This is a genomic window from Phormidium sp. FACHB-1136 (assembly GCF_014697375.1).
Taxonomy (GTDB): Bacteria; Cyanobacteriota; Cyanobacteriia; order Phormidesmidales; family Phormidesmidaceae; genus Nodosilinea.
This window is the reverse complement of record NZ_JACJRS010000028.1, coordinates 41,939-58,931: the sequence shown is the minus strand read 5'-3', so window position 1 is coordinate 58,931 and position 16,993 is coordinate 41,939. Positions and strand designations below refer to the sequence as shown.

General features: G+C 59.0%; 17 protein-coding genes. 10 read left to right on the top strand and 7 right to left on the bottom strand.

What is annotated here, in order from left to right; all coding sequences use genetic code 11:
* Nucleotides 1-372: 372 nt before the first annotated feature.
* Complete coding sequence (locus H6G62_RS10750; protein WP_190494921.1) at nt 373-726, top strand: DUF565 domain-containing protein; 354 nt, start codon at nt 373-375, stop codon at nt 724-726.
* Nucleotides 727-769: 43 nt separating this feature from the next.
* Here H6G62_RS10750 and menD read toward each other — a convergent pair whose 3' ends face one another.
* Nucleotides 770-2,698 (bottom strand): 2-succinyl-5-enolpyruvyl-6-hydroxy-3-cyclohexene-1-carboxylic-acid synthase, encoded by a 1,929-nt coding sequence (menD, locus tag H6G62_RS10745; RefSeq protein WP_190494919.1) that lies wholly within the window; start codon nt 2,696-2,698, stop codon nt 770-772.
* A gap of 12 nt (nt 2,699-2,710) precedes the next feature.
* Nucleotides 2,711-4,150 (bottom strand): isochorismate synthase, encoded by a 1,440-nt coding sequence (locus tag H6G62_RS10740; protein ID WP_190494917.1) that lies wholly within the window; start codon nt 4,148-4,150, stop codon nt 2,711-2,713.
* 416 nt (nt 4,151-4,566) lie between these two features.
* Between H6G62_RS10740 and H6G62_RS10735 the strand changes: the two genes are divergently transcribed.
* Both H6G62_RS10735 and H6G62_RS10730 read left to right on the top strand, forming a co-directional pair.
* Nucleotides 4,567-5,220 (top strand): DUF3318 domain-containing protein, encoded by a 654-nt coding sequence (locus H6G62_RS10735; RefSeq protein ID WP_190494915.1) that lies wholly within the window; start codon nt 4,567-4,569, stop codon nt 5,218-5,220.
* 128 nt (nt 5,221-5,348) lie between these two features.
* Complete coding sequence (locus H6G62_RS10730) at nt 5,349-6,242, top strand: DUF72 domain-containing protein (protein WP_190494913.1); 894 nt, start codon at nt 5,349-5,351, stop codon at nt 6,240-6,242.
* A 56-nt stretch (nt 6,243-6,298) separates the two neighbouring features.
* On the opposite strand, the gene H6G62_RS10725 is transcribed toward H6G62_RS10730, so the two are convergent.
* Entirely contained in the window at nt 6,299-6,520 is a 222-nt protein-coding gene (locus tag H6G62_RS10725) for a DUF4327 family protein (RefSeq protein WP_190494912.1), read from the bottom strand.
* Between the two features lie 255 nt (nt 6,521-6,775).
* Nucleotides 6,776-7,870: a 4-hydroxythreonine-4-phosphate dehydrogenase PdxA gene (pdxA, locus tag H6G62_RS10720; protein WP_190494910.1), complete on the bottom strand. Its 1,095-nt coding sequence runs from the start codon at nt 7,868-7,870 to the stop codon at nt 6,776-6,778.
* Between the two features lie 114 nt (nt 7,871-7,984).
* On the opposite strand from pdxA, the gene H6G62_RS10715 reads away from it, so the two are divergent.
* A complete protein-coding gene (locus tag H6G62_RS10715; RefSeq protein ID WP_190494908.1) occupies nt 7,985-8,089 on the top strand; it encodes a PetM family cytochrome b6-f complex subunit 7 in 105 nt (34 codons plus the stop codon).
* A 75-nt stretch (nt 8,090-8,164) separates the two neighbouring features.
* Entirely contained in the window at nt 8,165-9,121 is a 957-nt protein-coding gene (locus tag H6G62_RS10710; protein WP_190494906.1) for an SDR family oxidoreductase, read from the top strand.
* 199 nt (nt 9,122-9,320) lie between these two features.
* On the opposite strand, the gene psaM is transcribed toward H6G62_RS10710, so the two are convergent.
* A complete protein-coding gene (gene psaM, locus H6G62_RS10705) occupies nt 9,321-9,410 on the bottom strand; it encodes a photosystem I reaction center subunit XII (protein WP_190494905.1) in 90 nt (29 codons plus the stop codon).
* Nucleotides 9,411-9,814: 404 nt separating this feature from the next.
* Here psaM and phoU point away from each other — a divergent pair, with 404 nt between their 5' ends.
* The 3 genes from phoU to H6G62_RS10690 all read left to right on the top strand — a co-directional run bounded on the left by phoU (nt 9,815) and on the right by H6G62_RS10690 (nt 13,955).
* A complete protein-coding gene (gene phoU, locus H6G62_RS10700; protein ID WP_347239334.1) occupies nt 9,815-10,510 on the top strand; it encodes a phosphate signaling complex protein PhoU in 696 nt (231 codons plus the stop codon).
* Nucleotides 10,511-10,901: 391 nt separating this feature from the next.
* On the top strand, nt 10,902-13,283 hold the full coding sequence (locus tag H6G62_RS10695) for a ribonuclease R family protein (RefSeq protein WP_190494903.1): 2,382 nt from the start codon (nt 10,902-10,904) through the stop codon (nt 13,281-13,283).
* Between the two features lie 18 nt (nt 13,284-13,301).
* The gene (locus tag H6G62_RS10690; RefSeq protein WP_190494931.1) at nt 13,302-13,955 is read left to right on the top strand and encodes a flavin prenyltransferase UbiX; all 654 of its coding nucleotides are present in this window, start codon (nt 13,302-13,304) and stop codon (nt 13,953-13,955) included.
* 28 nt (nt 13,956-13,983) lie between these two features.
* On the opposite strand, the gene cbiT is transcribed toward H6G62_RS10690, so the two are convergent.
* Nucleotides 13,984-14,580 carry a precorrin-6Y C5,15-methyltransferase subunit CbiT gene (cbiT, locus tag H6G62_RS10685; protein WP_190494902.1) on the bottom strand — a complete coding sequence of 199 codons (597 nt, stop codon included), beginning with the start codon at nt 14,578-14,580 and terminating at the stop codon, nt 13,984-13,986.
* Nucleotides 14,581-14,772: 192 nt separating this feature from the next.
* Here cbiT and H6G62_RS10680 point away from each other — a divergent pair, with 192 nt between their 5' ends.
* Together H6G62_RS10680 and H6G62_RS10675 are read left to right on the top strand one after the other, a co-directional pair.
* Nucleotides 14,773-15,480, top strand: a complete 708-nt coding sequence (locus tag H6G62_RS10680) for a hypothetical protein (RefSeq protein WP_190494900.1) — start codon at nt 14,773-14,775, stop codon at nt 15,478-15,480.
* Nucleotides 15,481-15,557: 77 nt separating this feature from the next.
* Nucleotides 15,558-16,067: a hypothetical protein gene (locus tag H6G62_RS10675; protein ID WP_190494899.1), complete on the top strand. Its 510-nt coding sequence runs from the start codon at nt 15,558-15,560 to the stop codon at nt 16,065-16,067.
* Nucleotides 16,068-16,093: 26 nt separating this feature from the next.
* Here the strand turns inward: H6G62_RS10675 and H6G62_RS10670 are convergent, their stop codons facing one another.
* Nucleotides 16,094-16,945, bottom strand: coding sequence for an NF038130 family PEP-CTERM protein (locus H6G62_RS10670; RefSeq protein WP_190494892.1), 852 nt, complete (start codon nt 16,943-16,945; stop codon nt 16,094-16,096).
* Nucleotides 16,946-16,993 lie beyond the last annotated feature (48 nt).

The window sequence follows — 16,993 nt, the reverse complement described above, 5'->3', positions numbered from 1 at the left end:
GAGCCAACTTTGATTCAATCCCATCCCAACTACCAGACCCTCCTGAACTACGGGGTTATCGCCGCATAGACTGGGATCACAGCCTCCTAAATCTGTCCGGAGTGTTGTTCACGGGAACATCGATCTTTCCCCTAACATCATCCAACACCCGGAGCGCTTCCCCCTCATGAGTGAGTAGCCTGCTCGATATCGTTGGGCGACAAACCTTTTACGTAGAAGCTGTGGGCTATGCTGAGTGCAGCCTGGATCTTCACGGCTGACCGGGGTGCTGGGGAGAATACCAACCAGACGCTCTACTCTAGAATAGGTCATCGGGTCTAGTGCCTGTTCTGCCTGCGTCTTGCCCAATTTCACCGAGTTCTGCTGTCGCCCATGCAACGTACTCGCCTCAGCCTGTTGTTTGATGAGTTGGGAGACCAGCTTAGCCTGTGGTTGATTAACCCCTGGCGGCGGGTTTCCTTGGTAATTATTAGCCTATTGGGGGGCTACTTTGCAGCGGTGGCCCTCTCTGCCATTGCCGGACAGGCGGCGATTCAGGATGTCACGGTGTCGCTGATTTTGGTACTGGGGGCCGAGGTGATTAGCTGGCTCGTCTACAGCCGCCGCTGGCGCGATCCGGCCCTGGTGCGCAAAGTGCCCAAGCCCCTATGGATTGACTGCCTCAACAGCATCAAACTCGGCGGCACCTACGCCCTGATCGTGGAAGCCTTCAAACTGGGCAGCTAGATCTCCTATACGAGCGCACAGCGGTGCGCCCCAACCCTTGAGCCTAGCCAATCAGACCTTGCAGCAGGGCTTGACGAATTTGGGTCGATAATTTGCGGTCGCAAAACACCTCTAGAACGCGCACCCCATGGGACGGCAAGAACCCTAGGCGAGACTGTAACTGTTTCCAGGTGTTAATCCGCTCGTAGTTGACCCCGTAGGCGGCGCAGAGGTGGTTCCAGTTTACGGTTTGAGGGGTGGCAAAAAAGTCCTCAAAGGGGGGCTCAAACTGGGAAATGGGCAGCATTTCAAAAATGCCGCCGCCCTGGTTGTTAATCAGTACCACGGTCAAATGCCCTTGCAGTCGAGGCAGGTTCAGCCAGCCGTTGGTGTCGTGGAGCAGGGCCAAGTCTCCCGTCAGCAGAAGGGTGGGCACGCCGCGATGGGCGATGCCGAGGGCGGTGGAAAGGGTACCGTCGATGCCGTTGGCCCCTCGGTTGCAGAAAATCCGCAGGTAGCGCTGGTTCGGCGGCCAAAACCACTCTGCATCGCGGATGGGCATACTGTTGGCGATCACCACCGCCGTGCCCTGGGGCAAGTGGCGACCCATCAGCCAGGGAACTTTGCCTTCAAAGAGATCCGCCATTTCCCCTAGGGATTGATCCAGGTGTTGTCGCACCTTGCGGTCTAGGGACAGCCATAGATCCCCGTAGGCCGCGTTAGGGCTAGATGAATCAGATGTTGGTTCAAAATTCGCCCCCTTCTCCGGCAAATTTGCGGTCAGGTTTGCCGCCAGATCCGCCACCGTCAGCGGGAGATGGGTCGTCATCCCATGCAACGGGTCGAGGTTGCGGTGGGAGGGAGCAATCACCCAGCGGTGAGGATTATGGCGCTCTAGCCACTGGCGCAGTACCTTACTCGTCGGCAACGGCCCAAGCTGAATTACCTGACTAGGCCGCAAATCCGCCGCCCAAGCCTCCTGGCGCAAAATGGCGTCGTAGGTCGTCACTAAGTAAGGATTTTGCTTGGCGGCGTGGCGCAGGGGGGACAGGGTTTCCGCCAACACGGGCCACTGAAGGCTCTGGGCTAGGTTAGCGACGGCGTGACAGTAGCTCTCAGGGTCTACAGGCTGAGCAGGGCCAGCAATGATGAGGCCACGTTCACAGGCTTGCCAAGTTGAAAAGACCCTCACCCCCGGCCCCTCTCCCATGGGGAGAGGGGAGTTAGACGCCCTCACCCCCGGCCCCTCTCCCACGGGGAGAGGGGAGTTGGAGGTCGTTGAATGAGGCTTACCTGTAACTGAAGACTCAGCCATTCCGGCCTCCCCCTCGTCCTCTGGGAGAGGGGGACTGAGGGGGTGAGGGCCATCCAGGCCACTCGGCACTAACCCCATCCAAAAGTCCTGATTCAAAACCTCTCGCAACACATCCACCGAACCATCATTCACAGGCGCTAGGGGATCGCGAAAGGGACAGTTCAGGTGGACGGGGCCGGGGGTGGGAGAGAGGGCTTGTCGCCATGCCTGCACGAGGGTTTGGCGCAGGTAGCGCAGGAGGGTGAGATCCGCCGCTGGGATGGCCAGTTCGGTGTAGGCATTGGGAAAGTCGCCAAACAATTTCTGTTGGTCGATGGTTTGGCCGGAGGCGCAGTCCCGCAGTTCGGGGGGGCGGTCGGCGGTGAAGACTAGGAGGGGCACCTGGCTTTCCCTGGCTTCGATGATGGCCGGGAAATAGTTGGCCCCAGCGGTACCGGAGGTGCAGACCAGGGCGACGGGATTCCCGGTGCGTTTGGCGATGCCGAGGGCGAAGAAGGCAGCGGAGCGTTCATCCAGGACGGGAATCGCCTCGATCTGGGCATGGCTGGCGAAGGCGACGGTGAAGGGTGTGGAGCGGGAGCCGGGGGAGATCACCGCCGTGGACAGGCCCAATCGGGCCAGGGTGCCCACCAGCACTGAGGCCCACAGGGTATTGGTATTGCGAAAATCAAAGGTCATGGAGGCCGCGCACTACACCAGGGACTCGCCCAGGGCACGGGATTTGAGGGTAATTTCCGCCCATTCCCGTGCCGGGTCAGATCCTGCCACAATACCAGCCCCGGCGTACAGTCTGGCCCAGTTGCCGTTAATCAGCGCCGAGCGAATCCCGACGATAAACTCGCTGTCCCCATTCGCCCCCACCCAACCCAGGGGCGCGGCATAGAGCCCTCGGTCAAAGCGTTCGTAGCGGTGGATGTGCTCACAGGCGGCGGCGGTGGGCACTCCGGCCACGGCGGGGGTGGGGTGCAGGGCTTCCACCAAATGCAGCGGGTGGATGGGGCCAGCCATCCCGGCCTGGATGGGGGTGTGTAGGTGTTGAATGTTGGACAACCGCAGCAGGGTGGGGCGGGTGGGATGGTGGGGCTCCAGCCCTAAGCCGCGCAACTGCTGATGGAGAAACTTGACCACAAGCTGGTGTTCTCCCTGCTCCTTGGGGCTGTGCAACAGTTGCAGGGCCAACTGCCGATCCTCCTGGGCGCTGCGACCACGGGGGGCAGACCCGGCCAGGGCATCGGTGAGCAACTGGCCCTGGGTAATGCTCAGCAGCCGTTCGGGGCTGGCTCCCATGAAGGTCGTCCCTCGCCCATTGCCCACGGCAAACACGTAGCAGTCGGGGTAGCGCTGGCGCAGTTTGGCCAGGGAGGGCAACACCTGAAAGGGCGTCTCGCGCACCATATCAAAGGCGTGGGCTAAGACGATTTTCTGCACCTGCCGATCCAGGTGGCGGAGGGCCTGGGCCACGGAATCCTGAAAATGGTGGCTGGCCTGGGCATCGGGCCAGGTGGTCAGTTCCCCCAGCCCCAGGAAGCGGGGGGAGGCGTTGGGGTTAGGGTAGCGGTAGGGCAGGGCTTTGACCGTGGCAAGGCAATCCTCCAGGATTTTGAGCACGCTGGCCAGGGTGGTCTCGGCGGTCAGCACCAGGTTCACGGTGAGGGCATGGAGACGGCCCCGGCGCACAATCTGCCACTGGGGCAGCACCACCATCGCTGCCGGAAAATCCAACTGGCCCTGGGGCGGCTGGGAGAAAAAGCTAAAGTTACAGAAAAACCGGGGCGCAAGGGCCACCCCCGCCAAATCTGAATCTTGATAGCAGTGCAGGTTTTGCTGCCAGGTTTCGATAAACCGCTGGGTGGCGACAAACCGATCACTCCCGGCAAACTGCCCCATCACCGCCTGCCCAAAGGCCACCACCGCCTCCTGGGTTGCAGCTTGCTCTAAATACAGGTGATAGCCCTGGCGATGGGCCAAGGGCGCTAGGGCCAACAGCGGGTCAATGGCGGGGATGGCGAAGCTGAGGCTGGCCACCTGCGGCCCCTGCCCTTGGGCCACTCGCCCTAAACATTCGTTAACAAAGGGCTGAACGGCTTGTAAATCCTGGCGGCTAGGCAAGCAGTAAGAAGCAACTGGCATGAACTCAAAGGGTTTAAAGCGGTTTAAATTCACGTTTTAACAATTGGCCGAAAAGTGCTTCAGTCAAGCAGCACAGGCATTCCGCCAGTATCCCTACTGGTAACACATTCGGTCATGGCCTAGCCAATTCTGGCCCCGTCGTTCATGCAGCTTAATGTTCACACACCGTTACAAACTCACCCCTCGGCGATGGGCCAGGGTAAAGCCGAGAAAACAAGTCTAAATGCTCATCTACCCCTTGACGAAAAGAGCTTGAGGTAGGATTTATAGGGATGACTCTATCTCGCAGGTTCGGTTGCCCCTACGGCGAAGGCCGAGGTCGGATCGACAAAGCGGAGATTAATATAGAAGCATGTGGCCCAGCCTGCGAGACTGCGGCCCTTAGCCCCCGGTTGTTTTACCCAACACTGACATCCATGACCTCCTACGCCACTTCCACTGCCCGCGCCGACATGGGCGAGCTGCGACGGTTACGAAGCTTGCTGCCCCCAGAACTCCAGAGCTGGGTGACGGTGGAGTCGGCTATTGATGTGAGCCCACCGCTGATCACCTGCGAAGAGCTGGGCAAAGACCAGGTTGAAGTCCAAATCGACCTAGTGAAATGGGAGCAACTGGCCCTCGATCAGCGCAACCTGATGTTCTGGCACGAAGTAGGCCGCATCCAAAACGACACCATTCCCCGCGATGGCTGGGAAATGGCGGCCCTGGCTATTGGTCTGGGTGGGGCCGTGGGGGAACTATGGGTGCAGGATGGGCTGTTGCTGATGCTGGCCCTGGGGCTGTGTGGCTTTTCCGGCTGGCGGCTGTATAAGCGCAACAACAACCAAAAGACCCTACAAGAAAGCATCGACGCTGACGAACGGGCCATCGCCATTGCCACCCGCTTTGGCTATACCCTGCCCAACGCCTACAAGAGCCTCGGTAGCGCCCTCAAAACCCTGATTGAGCAAACCCCCAAAAAGCGCCAGCGAGATCGCTACATCAAGCGCCTCGAAGCCCTCAAAAAAAGTGCCGCCAAGGCCAAGGAACGCGCCCGCAACGAACGGGGAGATTTGCGTTCTGCCTATTAGGCTAGGGGCATCCGTGGAGCGTTACACCCAATCCGGCTGGCTTACCCCCGATAACTGGGTGAGGAGACCACCCCCCTACGGTCTTTCGGGGTGGTCATCGTTGGTTTTGATTCGGGTTGGGTCGGCCTATGGGTAATCGCTATTTCACAGGCTGCGCCGTTTGGGCGTTTAAGGATTGGATGGGCGAGTTCTATCCCCAAGGCAGTAAGGCCGGGGATTTTTTGCGCCTGTATGGAGAGCGGATGACCACCGTGGAGGGCAACACCACGTTTTACTCGATGCCCGATGCCAGAACCATCGAACGCTGGGCCGATACGATGCCCCCCGGCTTTCGGTTTTGTCCTAAGTTACCCAAGGTGTTTTCCCACCAAGGCAAGCTATTACCCCACCTAGACGCGGCCCAGAGGTTTATGGAAACCCTGTCACCCCTGGGGGATCGCCTTGGCCCGGTGTTTCTGCAACTGCCACCTACCTACCGCCCTGCCCAGGGAGCCGATCTGCGCGATTTCTTAACCCAGTGGCCCCGGCAGCGGTATCCTATTGCCGTAGAGGTGCGCCATTTAGAGTGGTTCGCGGCACCCATCGCCAACCGTTTGAACCAAGTGCTGACAGAGTTGGGCGTGGGTCGGGTGCTGTTGGATACGCGCCCAATCTACAACGGGTTGGAGAATGCCGACGAAGACCCCCAACTGGGTTCCGAGCGGCGCAAACCCCAGGTGCCCCTTCAGCCCGTGGTCACGGCCCCGTTTACGATCATTCGCTACATCAGCCACCCCAGCTTTGACCTGAACGATCCCTACCTGGCGGAATGGACGCCCCGAATCGCCCAATGGCTGGCCGCTGGCACCAAGGTTTACTTTTTTGCCCACTGCCCCCAGGAGGTGAAATCGCCCAGGGTGGCCCAGGCCATGTACCACCGCTTGCAACAGGCTGGGGTGGATTTGCCCGATCTGCCCTGGGACGTTTGTTTAAAGCAAGAAGCCGAGGTATCCGCTGCCTCGGCCCAATTGAGTTTGTTTTAGGGGGTGGGTTTAGGCGTAGGGTGCTTTCTCGAAGTAAGGCACCTACGTGGATGGGCCTAGTCGTTTTCCCAGTCTTCGCGGCCCATCAGGTCGGCGACTCGATCCCGCAGGAGAAAGCCGGAGGATTCGAGTTCGGTCTCCACCAGCACCCATTCACGGGCGGGGATGTGGCGGCAGAGGGTGTAGATGGGCTGCTGACGACCCACCAAGCCCTTTTGCACCAAGTGTCGGGCTTCGTCGCGAATGATGTCGATGGAGTAATGGAGGGACTGAAGCATAGGGAAATCCTGTAATCAGGGGGCAATAGAAGCGCAAGCGTAAAACGATAAGCTTCGATAAGAATCTTTGGATTCCGTATCTCAGTTTACTGATATTTTTTTGAAGTTGGTTGGTTAAGTTTGGGTTATTGTCCCCTTAATTGCTGCCCCGTGCCATTAACAAATGCTGTAATTTTGGGTGAGGGCTACTCTGCGGGTCTGTGACGAAATTGTTATTCACGGGTTCCTGAGGTCGGCGCAGCTTGCCCTAGCAGCTTACCCTAACCGCACCTGGGCCAATTCAATGGCGAGGTCGATGGCGGCAATCATACTACTGGGGTCGGCGATCCCTTGTCCGGCAATGTCGAAGGCGGTACCGTGGTCGGGGGAGGTGCGGATAAAGGGCAGACCCAGGGTGGTGTTCACCGCTCGGTCAAAGGCCATCAGTTTCACCGGAATCAACCCTTGGTCATGGTATAGGGCCAGATAGGCATCGTGGGCGGATTCAATGGCACGGGGCTTGGTGCCAAACCAAGCTTGTCCAGGCCGCACCCACAGGGTATCCGGCGGCGTGGGGCCATCAATACGCACCTGGGGATAGCGTTGGCGCTGGGTTTCCATCCAGGGAATTAGCCAGTCCTGTTCTTCGTGGCCCAGTTGGCCCCCTTCGCCGCTGTGGGGGTTCAATCCAGCGATGGCAATCCGGGGTTCGGCAATGCCAAAATCCTGGCGCAGGCTGCGAATCAGCAAATCCAACTTTTGGGTCATCAGGGCCGGGTTCAACGCCTGGGGGACTTGATGAAGGGGAATGTGGGTCGTGACCAGCATCGTTCGCAGAGACCAGCCTGTGTGGGGAGATCGGGCCACAAAGGCCATCGCGAAGTCTTGGGTTCCGGCCCCTTCCGCCAAGAGTTCCGTTTGGCCAGGGTAGTTATGGCTCGCCGCTTTCCAGGCCGATTTAGCAATGGGCGCGGTGACAATGGCCTCAAATTGACCCGCCACCGTGGCGGCAATGGCCGCTTGCAGGTAGGCGAAACTGGCGGATCCGGTGGCGGCACTCTCCTGCCCCCAGGTGAGCTCGTGCTCGGAAAGAGAAGACGGCACCTCCACCAGCGTTATCTGATCCAGTTTGGGCCAGGGCTGATCCCCCGCCTGACGCCTCAAGTGAACCAAGGTCTTCTCCACAAGGGCCGCACTGCCCAACAGGGTGATCTCCGCCTGATCCGACCAATCCTTCGTCGCCAGCGCCTTCAATACCACCTCTGGGCCAATGCCAGCGGGATCGCCCAGGGGAATGGCTAGGCGGGGACGAGGGATTGGGGGCAGAGCCTCGGCGGCGAACGGGGGAGACAGGGGAGTGGGGTAGGGCATCGGGGGCGTCACCAAAGGGTCTAAAATAGGGGCGGTCTAGGGATGTGTCCTTTGGGGACAGTCCGCAACGGATCGGTTTATCACGTTATCTGCTGTTGTAAGGAGATCTCTAAAATGGGCGGCGAAATTTTTAGCACCTCTATCCTCATCTTTACCTTAACCCTGGTGGGGCTGGGGGCGGGCTTCCTGATGCTGCGGATCCAGGGCGGCGAAGAGTAGATTTCTTGCCGATGACCTACGCGGGGGAATCCATCTGATATTCTTAGAACAAGTTAACTTTTGTATCATTCCCCCATGAAAGTACTCGTTGTTGGCGCGACTGGCACCCTAGGCAGGCAAATCGTTCGCCGTGCGTTGGACGAAGGGCACGAGGTGCGCTGTATGGCCAGAAGCGCCCAACGGGCGGGCTTTTTGCGGGAGTGGGGCGTGGAACTGGTGCGGGGCAATCTCACCCAGCCCGACACCCTGCCCCCAGCCCTAGAGGGGGTAGATGCGGTGATCGATGCCGCCACGGCCCGCCCCTCAGAATCCGTGCAAACCGTAGACTGGCAGGGCAAAGTCAACCTGATCCAAGCCACCCAGGCCGCTGGCGTAAAGCGGTTTATCTTCATTTCCATTCTCAATTCTGAGAAATTCCCCCACGTTCCCCTGATGAACGTGAAGCGCTGCACCGAGAAATTTCTGGCCGAATCTGGCCTCGACTACACGATTCTGCAACCCTGCGGCTTCCTTCAGGGTCTCATTGGTCAATACGCTATTCCCATTTTGGAAAAGCAATCCATTTGGGTGATGGGCGAAGCGGCCCCCACCGCTTATATGGACACCCAAGACATCGCCAAATTTGCGGTGAAGGCGCTCACCACTCCCGCCACCGTTAACCGCACCTTCCCTCTGGCTGGGCCTCGCGCCTGGGGGGCCTACGAAATCATCCGCCTCTGTGAGCGCAAGTGCGGCCAGAGTTCCAAGGTGTCCCGCATTTCCCTTGACCTGCTGCGGGTCATTCGCAAGGTGGCCTACTTCTTCCAGTGGGGCTGGAATTTCGCGGATCGTCTAGCTTTTGTGGAAGTGGTCTCCGGCTCTCAGCCCCTGGATGCCCCCATGGAGGAGACCTACAGCGCCTTTGGCATCAATCCAGAGGAAATCAGCACCCTGGAAGACTACATGCAGGAATACTTCAGCCGGATTATGAAAAAGCTGAAGGAACTGGACTACGACCGCGATAAGGCCAACAAGAAAAAACTCCCCTTCTAGGCTGCTAACCCCCTTCCTCACACCTCTAGGGTGGTGAACCGGGATCTAGAGATCAACAAACAAGCCCCTGATGCAATGGGAATCAGGGGCTTCGTGATGGTGACGCGGGGTAGGTTGATAAAAGCCAAAGCAGGTCTGAATCAGGCTCAACTGAATCAGACCGTTTTCCAGCGCCTAGGCGTCCGGTTTGGTGGACAGCCTACTTATAGAGTTCGGTGGACAGCCGGAAAGCCAGCACGCCGGGAATTAGGGCCAGGGCCAGGGCGATAAAAACCTGAGTATCTGACATAGAACAATTCCTCAAAAACGGGGTGAACGATGGATGACAGACTTGTCTAGACCTGATTGTTAACTAAGTCGGCCTGTTCTAGGCTAGAGAGGGCGGCAACTGTTACACAGCTTAACGGTCGGTGGATGGTTTGGGGAATGATTCGGATGGGAGGACTACGCCGGGGGCTAGCTCCTGGAAATGGCCCTAGAGTGACGATTTGGGCAGGCTTCGGGCGTGATGGTGAGGATGGCAATGTTCGCTAAAGATGACGAAATTTTAAGGGAATTTAACGCTAAGCTAACTAAACCTTGTTCCAAGGTAGACCCAGTGGTTTGCCCAGAAAAGCTATAGTTTTTGAGACGGGCTAGGCATCGCCACCCAGCGCGATCTCCGGCTAGGATAACCCCAGGGAGAGGATATTGGTGCAGGATGCGGATCCGTGGTTAACGCCGTCGATGGCGGTCAGCACAACGCCCCCCATTCGTAGCGAGTTTGAGCGACAACTCCTACGGGTGCAGCGAGATTTATTGCGCATGGGTGCCCTCGTCGAAAATTCCTGTGTGCTGGCGCGGGAGGCTCTCTGTGATCGCAATCTAGAGGCGGCCCAACGATTACGGAGCCAAGACAAGCAGGTGGATCGCTTCTACCGCCAAATTGAGGTGGACTGTATGCACCTCTTCACCCTACCCACCTCCGCCGATGGGGATCTGCGACGGGTGGGTGCCTTTATTCAAATGGTGCGCGACCTCGAACGCATTGGGGACTACGCCAAGGATCTGGGCGATGTGGCCATTAAGCTGTTTCCTTACCCAGTTCATCCCTTAATGGGCCGGGTGCAGACCATGCTGGATCGCTGCCGTTCCATGGTTGCCATGAGCCTCTTGGCCCTTTCTGACCTAGACGCCACCGCTGGCCTAGAGATTAAACAAAAGGACGACGCCGTAGACGACGACTACGATGAACTCTACGATCTGCTCGCCCATCAAACCAACCTCACCGGATCCGTGGAGCCCACGGTGCTGCTGGTGCTGGCCATTCGCTACATGGAACGCATTGCCGACCATGCCACGAATGTGGGCAAGCGAGTGGCCTATATCGTCACTGGGGAGCGAACCTAGGTACATGAACCCTTGATGATCGGTCGGGCAAACCGTTCGTCTAACCAGCCATCACCGGGCAAACCGGAACGCAGTATTGACAAAAAAGTTTGACAGCGTCCCATTTATTGAGAGACTGTAAAGGATGTGCTTTGCTGATCCCGTTGAAGGATTCGGCAGGCCACGACCTTTGACCGTTTCGACTCCATTCAGGTCACGGTCAAACCATTCGATTCAGGGCTGGCGGTGGGCCTCCCATCCAGTTTTGTTCCCGGTCAGCCCCTGAATTGACGATCTCCTTTGCGGAGGCTGGGCGACACACCCAGGCGTTACGACCCAACCTCGCAACGGACAACCCGGCACGAATCAGGCACGAGTCAGACACGAATAATCCTTAGGAATGAGTCGCTACATGGAATTTTCGATTGCGGCATTACTCGCGAGTTTTGGCAAAGACAAAACCCTCACCCTGAAAAACCTCGAAAAGAAGCTGCACTGCACCACCGACACCAGCCAGCGCGACCTACAGATCGCCGTGGATGCCCTAGAGCGCATTGGGGTGTTGGTCAAAGAGCGCGGGAAGTATCGCCGTAGCCCGGAAGAAGGGGTGGTGGAAGGAAAACTGCGCTGTTCTAGCAAGGGCTTCTGCTTTGCGATTCAAGATGAAGAGGGCGCAGAGGATATCTATGTGCGCGAAAGCCACCTCAATAATGCCTGGAACGGTGACCGGGTCCTGGTGCGCGTGACCAAGGAAGGGGTGGGACGGCGTAGCCCCGAAGGCGAGGTGCGGCTGATTTTAGAACGGGCCAATGCCTCGGTGCTAGCTCGGGTCAAGCAAGAAGAAAACGACTACCGAGCGGTGCCCCTGGATGATCGGCTGTTGTTTGAACTGTCCCTCCTGGCTCATGGCGGCGATCTGCAAGAGGCCGTGGATCAACTAGCCCATGTGGAAATTGTGCGCTATCCCCTCGGTCAAAACCCTCCCCAGGGGCGGGTGGCGCAAATTTTAGGCAGCAATGCCGAAGCCGCCTCAGACCTGGATATCGTCCACTGCAAACATGACCTGCCCCGCCAGTTTTCCGACCGGGTGCTAGCCGAAACGGAAGCCCTACCCCTACGCCTCGGTAAAACCCACCTGAAGGATCGCCTGGATCTACGGGATCTGCTCACCCTCACCATCGATGGCCCCAATGTATCCGTGGTGGACGACGCCCTCACCCTAGAAAGAACTGAGGCGGGTCACTGGCGGCTAGGGGTTCACATTTCTGACATTACCCACTACGTCCCGGCCCATTCCGCCATCGACCAAGAGGCGGCTAAGCGGGGTACCTCAGTGTATTTGGGTGATACGGTGATTCCCATGCTGCCGCCACCGCTATCGGGGCCGCTGGGTTCCCTGGAGGTGGGCAAGGATCGGCTGGCCCTATCAGTGCTGGTCACCCTTGATGACACCGGAAACGTACTGGAGTACGAAATTCGGCCCGCCGTGATCAACGTCAACCACCACGTTACCTACCAAGCGGCTCAGGCGGTGCTAGAGCGGGATAATCCCGATCTGCTGAGCAGCCTGGGAGTAGAGGCCAAGGAGCTTAAAAAACTTTCCCCCATCTACGACCTGCTGGACAATCTGCTCTACCTCAGCCAAGCCATCAAGCGGCAACGGCTCCATCGCGGTTCCTTTGAGCTGAACCTGCCGGAATACGACTTCCCCGCCGATGCCGAAGAACCCCTCGCCCACTATCGCTCCCCCAAATTCCAGTACGACGATGAGGGGCTACTGGGGGTGATGGTGGTGTCGGTGGGTGGTTCGGCTCGACAAATTGTCACCGAATGTATGCTGCTGACCAATCAACTGGTGGCGCAGCATTTGGTGGCTCTGGGCGTTCCGGCCATCTATCGGCTACACCGCGCTCCCGACCCCAGCGACGTACAAGAGCTGACTAAGCTGGTAGAAAACATGGACATCCAGCTCACCCTGGAATCCGAGGACGCGCCCCAGCCCAAGGACTACCAGCGGTTTGTGGAACAGTTCGCCGCCTCCAGTGCCGAGAAAATCCTCACCTACCTGCTGCTCGAAACCATCCAGCCCGCCTTCTACAGCACCCACTCGGCCCAACACTTTGGCCTGGGTTTGGCCGAGGGCTATACCCATTTCACCTCCCCCTCTCGCCGCTATGCCGACCTGATGGTGCATCGCATTCTCCATGCGGTGTTTGAGTCGGGCCGCGACCGTCGCTCCACCCGATCTAAGGACGGCGTGGATTTGCACCATAGTTCCTGCCACGGCCAAATTAGCTGGAACGTCCTCCCCCCCGAAATTCAGCACGAGCTAGAGGACGACCTGCCCCGTCTGGCCATCCACCTCACCGAGCGGGAACGACTGGCCCAGGAAGCCGAATCTGACCTAGAAGGGTTGAAAAAGGCTGAATTCATGCGCTCCCACACCGGGGAAGTGTTCCACGGGTTGATTACGGGGGTACAGTCCTACGGCTTCTTTGTGGAAATTGAAGAACTGCTGGTGGAAGGGCTGGTGCATGTCAGCTCCCTCAAGGACGACTGGTACGAGTACCGCGCCCGTCAACAAAAACTGGTGGGCCGCAAAAATCGCCAGCAATACCGCCTCGGCGACAAGGTGGATGTGCAGGTGAAGAGCGTCGATTACTACCGCCAGCAGATTGACCTGGTGGCCGTGGGTGGCGGTAGCCAAATGCCCGACGACGAGGAAAACCCCACCTACGACGAGGACACCCCTGAAACCGCTGGCACCGACCTCAACAGCGACGAGAGCGAATAGGTCGTGGCCACGCATCCTATGCCCCCGCCCCCGCCCCGACCGCTGATTGTCGGCATTACGGGAGCCTCTGGACTCATCTACGCCGTCCGCACCCTCAAGCATGTCCTAGCGGCGGGGGGTGTGGTGGATGTGGTGGCCTCCAAAGCCTGTCAGATGGTGTGGCAGGCCGAGGAAGGCATCACCATGCCCGTTGACCCCGAACGGCAGGCCCAGTTTTGGCGGCAGCAGGCCGGAGTCGAGACCGCAGGCACGATCAGGTGCCACCCTTGGGGGGATGTGGGCGCGTCCATCGCCAGCGGATCCCTTCGGGCGGCGGGCATGGTGGTGATTCCGTGCAGCATGAGCACCGTGGCCAGACTGGCAGCAGGGATGAGTTCTGACCTACTGGAACGGGCCGCCGATGTGCAGCTTAAAGAAGGCCGCAAACTGGTGATCGTGCCCCGCGAAACCCCCTTCAGCCTCATCCATCTACGGAACCTAACCACCCTGGCCGAAGCCGGAGCCCGCATCGTCCCCGCCATTCCCGCCTGGTATCATCGTCCCCAAAGCATTGAGGACTTGGTAGATTTTGTCGTCGCCCGCGCCCTCGATCAGATCGACATCGACTGCGTGCCCCTCAACCGCTGGCAGGGCCATCTGCCCCACGAAATGGCCCCGATAGAATCTCCCTAGACTCGACATTCAAACGTCGGGAGTTGTGCTAAACCTTCTCACCGCTGAGGATAAAGATGGGGTCTACGGCGGTAAAAACTTGGTGGTTGCCCTTCACTTCCAGGCGGTTGACGGCGGGTTGGGCGGCTTCAATGTTGCGCACTTGGAGGTGGGCGAAGGTTTCGGAAACGCTGTAGAGTCCTTCTAGGTTGCCCACGGTGACCACGAGCCGTCCGCCGGAGGGTAGGTAGTCCCAGGCGGATTGCAGAATGGTTTTGAGGGATCGGCCCCCCTCCACAAAAATGCAGTTAGGGCTGGGGGAGAGGGTGGCCAAAATTTCTGGGGCGCTGCCCTGCACCACGGTGACGTTGGATAGATCAAACCGCTGGCAGTTGCGTCGGATTAAATCCGCGACGTCCTCGTCCCGTTCCACCGCCACCACCTGACCGGAACGACACATCAGTGCCGCCTCAATGGCCAGGGTGCCCGTGCCTGCGCCAATGTCCCACAGCACATCCGTGGGCCGCAGCCGCAGATAGCCCAACAACAACAGCCGCACCTCCCGACTACTGAGGGGAATACCGGGCAACTGCTCAAATAGGGCATCGGGGATGCCGGGGGTGGCGTAGGGCCAAAGGGTAGACATAGAGAATGCTATCGGGGGGCGCTTCCATTGTGCCATTGCCACCGAATCCGGCCAAATATCGCGGCGGGTGGTTCCCGACAATCCGATGGCTAGGGACGGGGGCGGTTGGGCGGCTGTCCTTCGCCTGGGCCAGGTTGAGAATGGATTCGCTACCATAGGCGTTGACTTGGATGTAGAAGCGGCGCGGAACCTATGAAAGTCAAGCCTGTTTTAATTGTTGGCACGGTCATTTTGGTGGGGTTGGCGGCGGGGGCTGGAGCCGGAGCCGCTTACTATTGGATGCAAGCCACGGCCTTACCCCCTGCCGTTGAAATCGCCGAGGCAACCCCTGGGGTTTTGGCGACCCATCGGCCCAATGCCAACGCTGAGGCCGTAATTGCCCAAAAGCTGGCCAGTGGCGAAGGGGTGCGCTACGAAGGCAACAACCGCGTCGCCATCACTCTATCGGAACCAGAGGTCAACCAACTCATCCTCGATGGTCTTGCCCAGGTGCCCGAAGCGCAATCGGTGCTGCAATCAGCCCAGGGCATGAGCACCACCATCCAAGGCCAGCGAGTCCGCAGCGGCATTACCCTCAACCCGGCGAATTTACCCACCGAAAGTTTACCGCCCCAGGCCCAACGCGCCCTAGGGATGGCCAACCTATTGGGCAACAATTCCCTCTATGTGGGCATTGAGGGCAGTCCTAGGGTGGAAAACGGGCGGCTGATGCTGGGCGACGATACCCAGGTTCAGGTGGGACGCATCAACCTCACCTTGGCCGACATTGAGCGAGCCACGGGGATGAGTGCCGACCAAATTAGCCAAACCCTCAGCGTTACCCTGCCCCAAACGGGCCTTACTTTAGATGGTCTAGAGTTTACCGATGGGGCCGCTATCCTGCGCGGAGCCATGCCCTAGGCTGACCGCCATGTCCTAAGCGCAAGTAAATGCCGTAAGGTAAAACACAGGACTCTAGCGCTGGGTTGACCGTTGCGATGAACTATCTCGTTGCCGTACTCGAAAACCGTCTGAAGGCGGAGGAAGCCTACGCCGCCCTGGAGGAGGCCAAGGTGCCCAAGGACAGTATGGATATTTTGGGCCGAGGGTTTAAATCCGCCGATGAGTACGGCCTGATTGACCCCGCCGACCAAGCGTGGAAGCAAATTCGGTTGATGATGCTGTGGCTGGTGCCCTTTGGCTTTGGGGCTGGGTTTGTGTTCAACATCATCACCGGGTTGGATACCTTCGCCTGGACAGGCCGTCTCGGCAACCAGATGATCGGTGGCCTGCTGGGGGCGGGCTCTGGGGCGATGGGGGCGTTTTTTATCGGCGGTGGGGTCGGTTTGGCGGTGGGCGGTGGCGATGCCCTGTCCTACCGGAACAGTTTGTCTGCTGGGAAATTTCTGGTCGTGGTGCGTGGTTCCGAAGCCTTGATTCGCCAAGCTACCCCCATCCTGCGTCGCTTTCGCCCAGAGGCCATCCAAGGCTACAGCGCCCGCGACTAACCCGATCCGCCGTTATCTAGCTGAATCTAGCCGATGTTTCGGTTCCCCTTACCCTTGATAGCCAGCAGCCCACCCACGATCACGAGCCCCAGCACCGTGGCAGGTTCGGGCACCGATGCGGGGGGATGATCCGGCAACCTGCCCTGGAACCGCACCTCATAGTTACCGCTGTGGGACATACCATCGCTCACCTCCGTAAGCCCGGAGGGAGTGGCGCTGAAGCTCCAGAGGTACTGAGCAGGGGCATCGCCGTAAAGAACCTTAACAATTTCGCTGGCCTGGAAATCTGGACGCAGCAGGGACGCAAGGGTGGGAATGCGAGCCGCCACTTGGCTATAGGCATTGAAGTGGCCCGCCAGACCAATGCTCACTTCTCCCGTGGTGTCATCCTGGTTGACATAGGAGAGGTTGGGGTCACTGAAGATCTGCCGTCCCCCCGCCTGAACAAACTGACCATAGAGGGCCGCATCCCCCAGGTTGGCACGGGCGGCTTGCCCCTGGGCATTGAGGCCCGTGGTCAAAAACTGCCCAAACCATTGCAGCCCAAACCCGTCCCAGTCGGTGGCGGTAAGACTACTGAGGGTCATGGCCGTGCCATTGAGGGTACCACTGAGGGTAGTAGGGGTGTTAAAGTTGCCCCCCGGTTGCTCGCTGCTGGCGAAGAGTTCTACATTACCGCCCGGACTGCTGGCGTTCCCCGTTAGGATGCTGGCGAGGGAGGCGTTGGGGTTGACAAAGGTGTTGGTGCCGTTGGCGTCGTAGAGAATCACGTCCTTCGCGCCGCCCAGGGTTGGGTTGATGAGACTGGCGGCAAAGGCTGGGGCCACGCACAGGTTGGCCAGCAGGGAAGCACCGAGGGCAATGTAGGTGAATTTCATGGTGAGGTTCGGCTTAGGTAGGGAAGAACTCGATCATCAGACGGCCAC

What these genes read in the sequence shown, in the direction of transcription:
- H6G62_RS10750 (WP_190494921.1), top strand. Translation starts at nt 373, where the DNA reads ATGCAACGTACTCGCCTCAGCCTGTTGTTTGATGAGTTGGGAGACCAG.
- menD (WP_190494919.1), bottom strand. Translation starts at nt 2,698, where the DNA reads ATGACCTTTGATTTTCGCAATACCAATACCCTGTGGGCCTCAGTGCTG.
- H6G62_RS10740 (WP_190494917.1), bottom strand. Translation starts at nt 4,150, where the DNA reads ATGCCAGTTGCTTCTTACTGCTTGCCTAGCCGCCAGGATTTACAAGCC.
- H6G62_RS10735 (WP_190494915.1), top strand. Translation starts at nt 4,567, where the DNA reads ATGACCTCCTACGCCACTTCCACTGCCCGCGCCGACATGGGCGAGCTG.
- H6G62_RS10730 (WP_190494913.1), top strand. Translation starts at nt 5,349, where the DNA reads ATGGGTAATCGCTATTTCACAGGCTGCGCCGTTTGGGCGTTTAAGGAT.
- H6G62_RS10725 (WP_190494912.1), bottom strand. Translation starts at nt 6,520, where the DNA reads ATGCTTCAGTCCCTCCATTACTCCATCGACATCATTCGCGACGAAGCC.
- pdxA (WP_190494910.1), bottom strand. Translation starts at nt 7,870, where the DNA reads ATGCCCTACCCCACTCCCCTGTCTCCCCCGTTCGCCGCCGAGGCTCTG.
- H6G62_RS10715 (WP_190494908.1), top strand. Translation starts at nt 7,985, where the DNA reads ATGGGCGGCGAAATTTTTAGCACCTCTATCCTCATCTTTACCTTAACC.
- H6G62_RS10710 (WP_190494906.1), top strand. Translation starts at nt 8,165, where the DNA reads ATGAAAGTACTCGTTGTTGGCGCGACTGGCACCCTAGGCAGGCAAATC.
- psaM (WP_190494905.1), bottom strand. Translation starts at nt 9,410, where the DNA reads ATGTCAGATACTCAGGTTTTTATCGCCCTGGCCCTGGCCCTAATTCCC.
- H6G62_RS10695 (WP_190494903.1), top strand. Translation starts at nt 10,902, where the DNA reads ATGGAATTTTCGATTGCGGCATTACTCGCGAGTTTTGGCAAAGACAAA.
- H6G62_RS10690 (WP_190494931.1), top strand. Translation starts at nt 13,302, where the DNA reads ATGCCCCCGCCCCCGCCCCGACCGCTGATTGTCGGCATTACGGGAGCC.
- cbiT (WP_190494902.1), bottom strand. Translation starts at nt 14,580, where the DNA reads ATGTCTACCCTTTGGCCCTACGCCACCCCCGGCATCCCCGATGCCCTA.
- H6G62_RS10680 (WP_190494900.1), top strand. Translation starts at nt 14,773, where the DNA reads ATGAAAGTCAAGCCTGTTTTAATTGTTGGCACGGTCATTTTGGTGGGG.
- H6G62_RS10675 (WP_190494899.1), top strand. Translation starts at nt 15,558, where the DNA reads ATGAACTATCTCGTTGCCGTACTCGAAAACCGTCTGAAGGCGGAGGAA.
- H6G62_RS10670 (WP_190494892.1), bottom strand. Translation starts at nt 16,945, where the DNA reads ATGAAATTCACCTACATTGCCCTCGGTGCTTCCCTGCTGGCCAACCTG.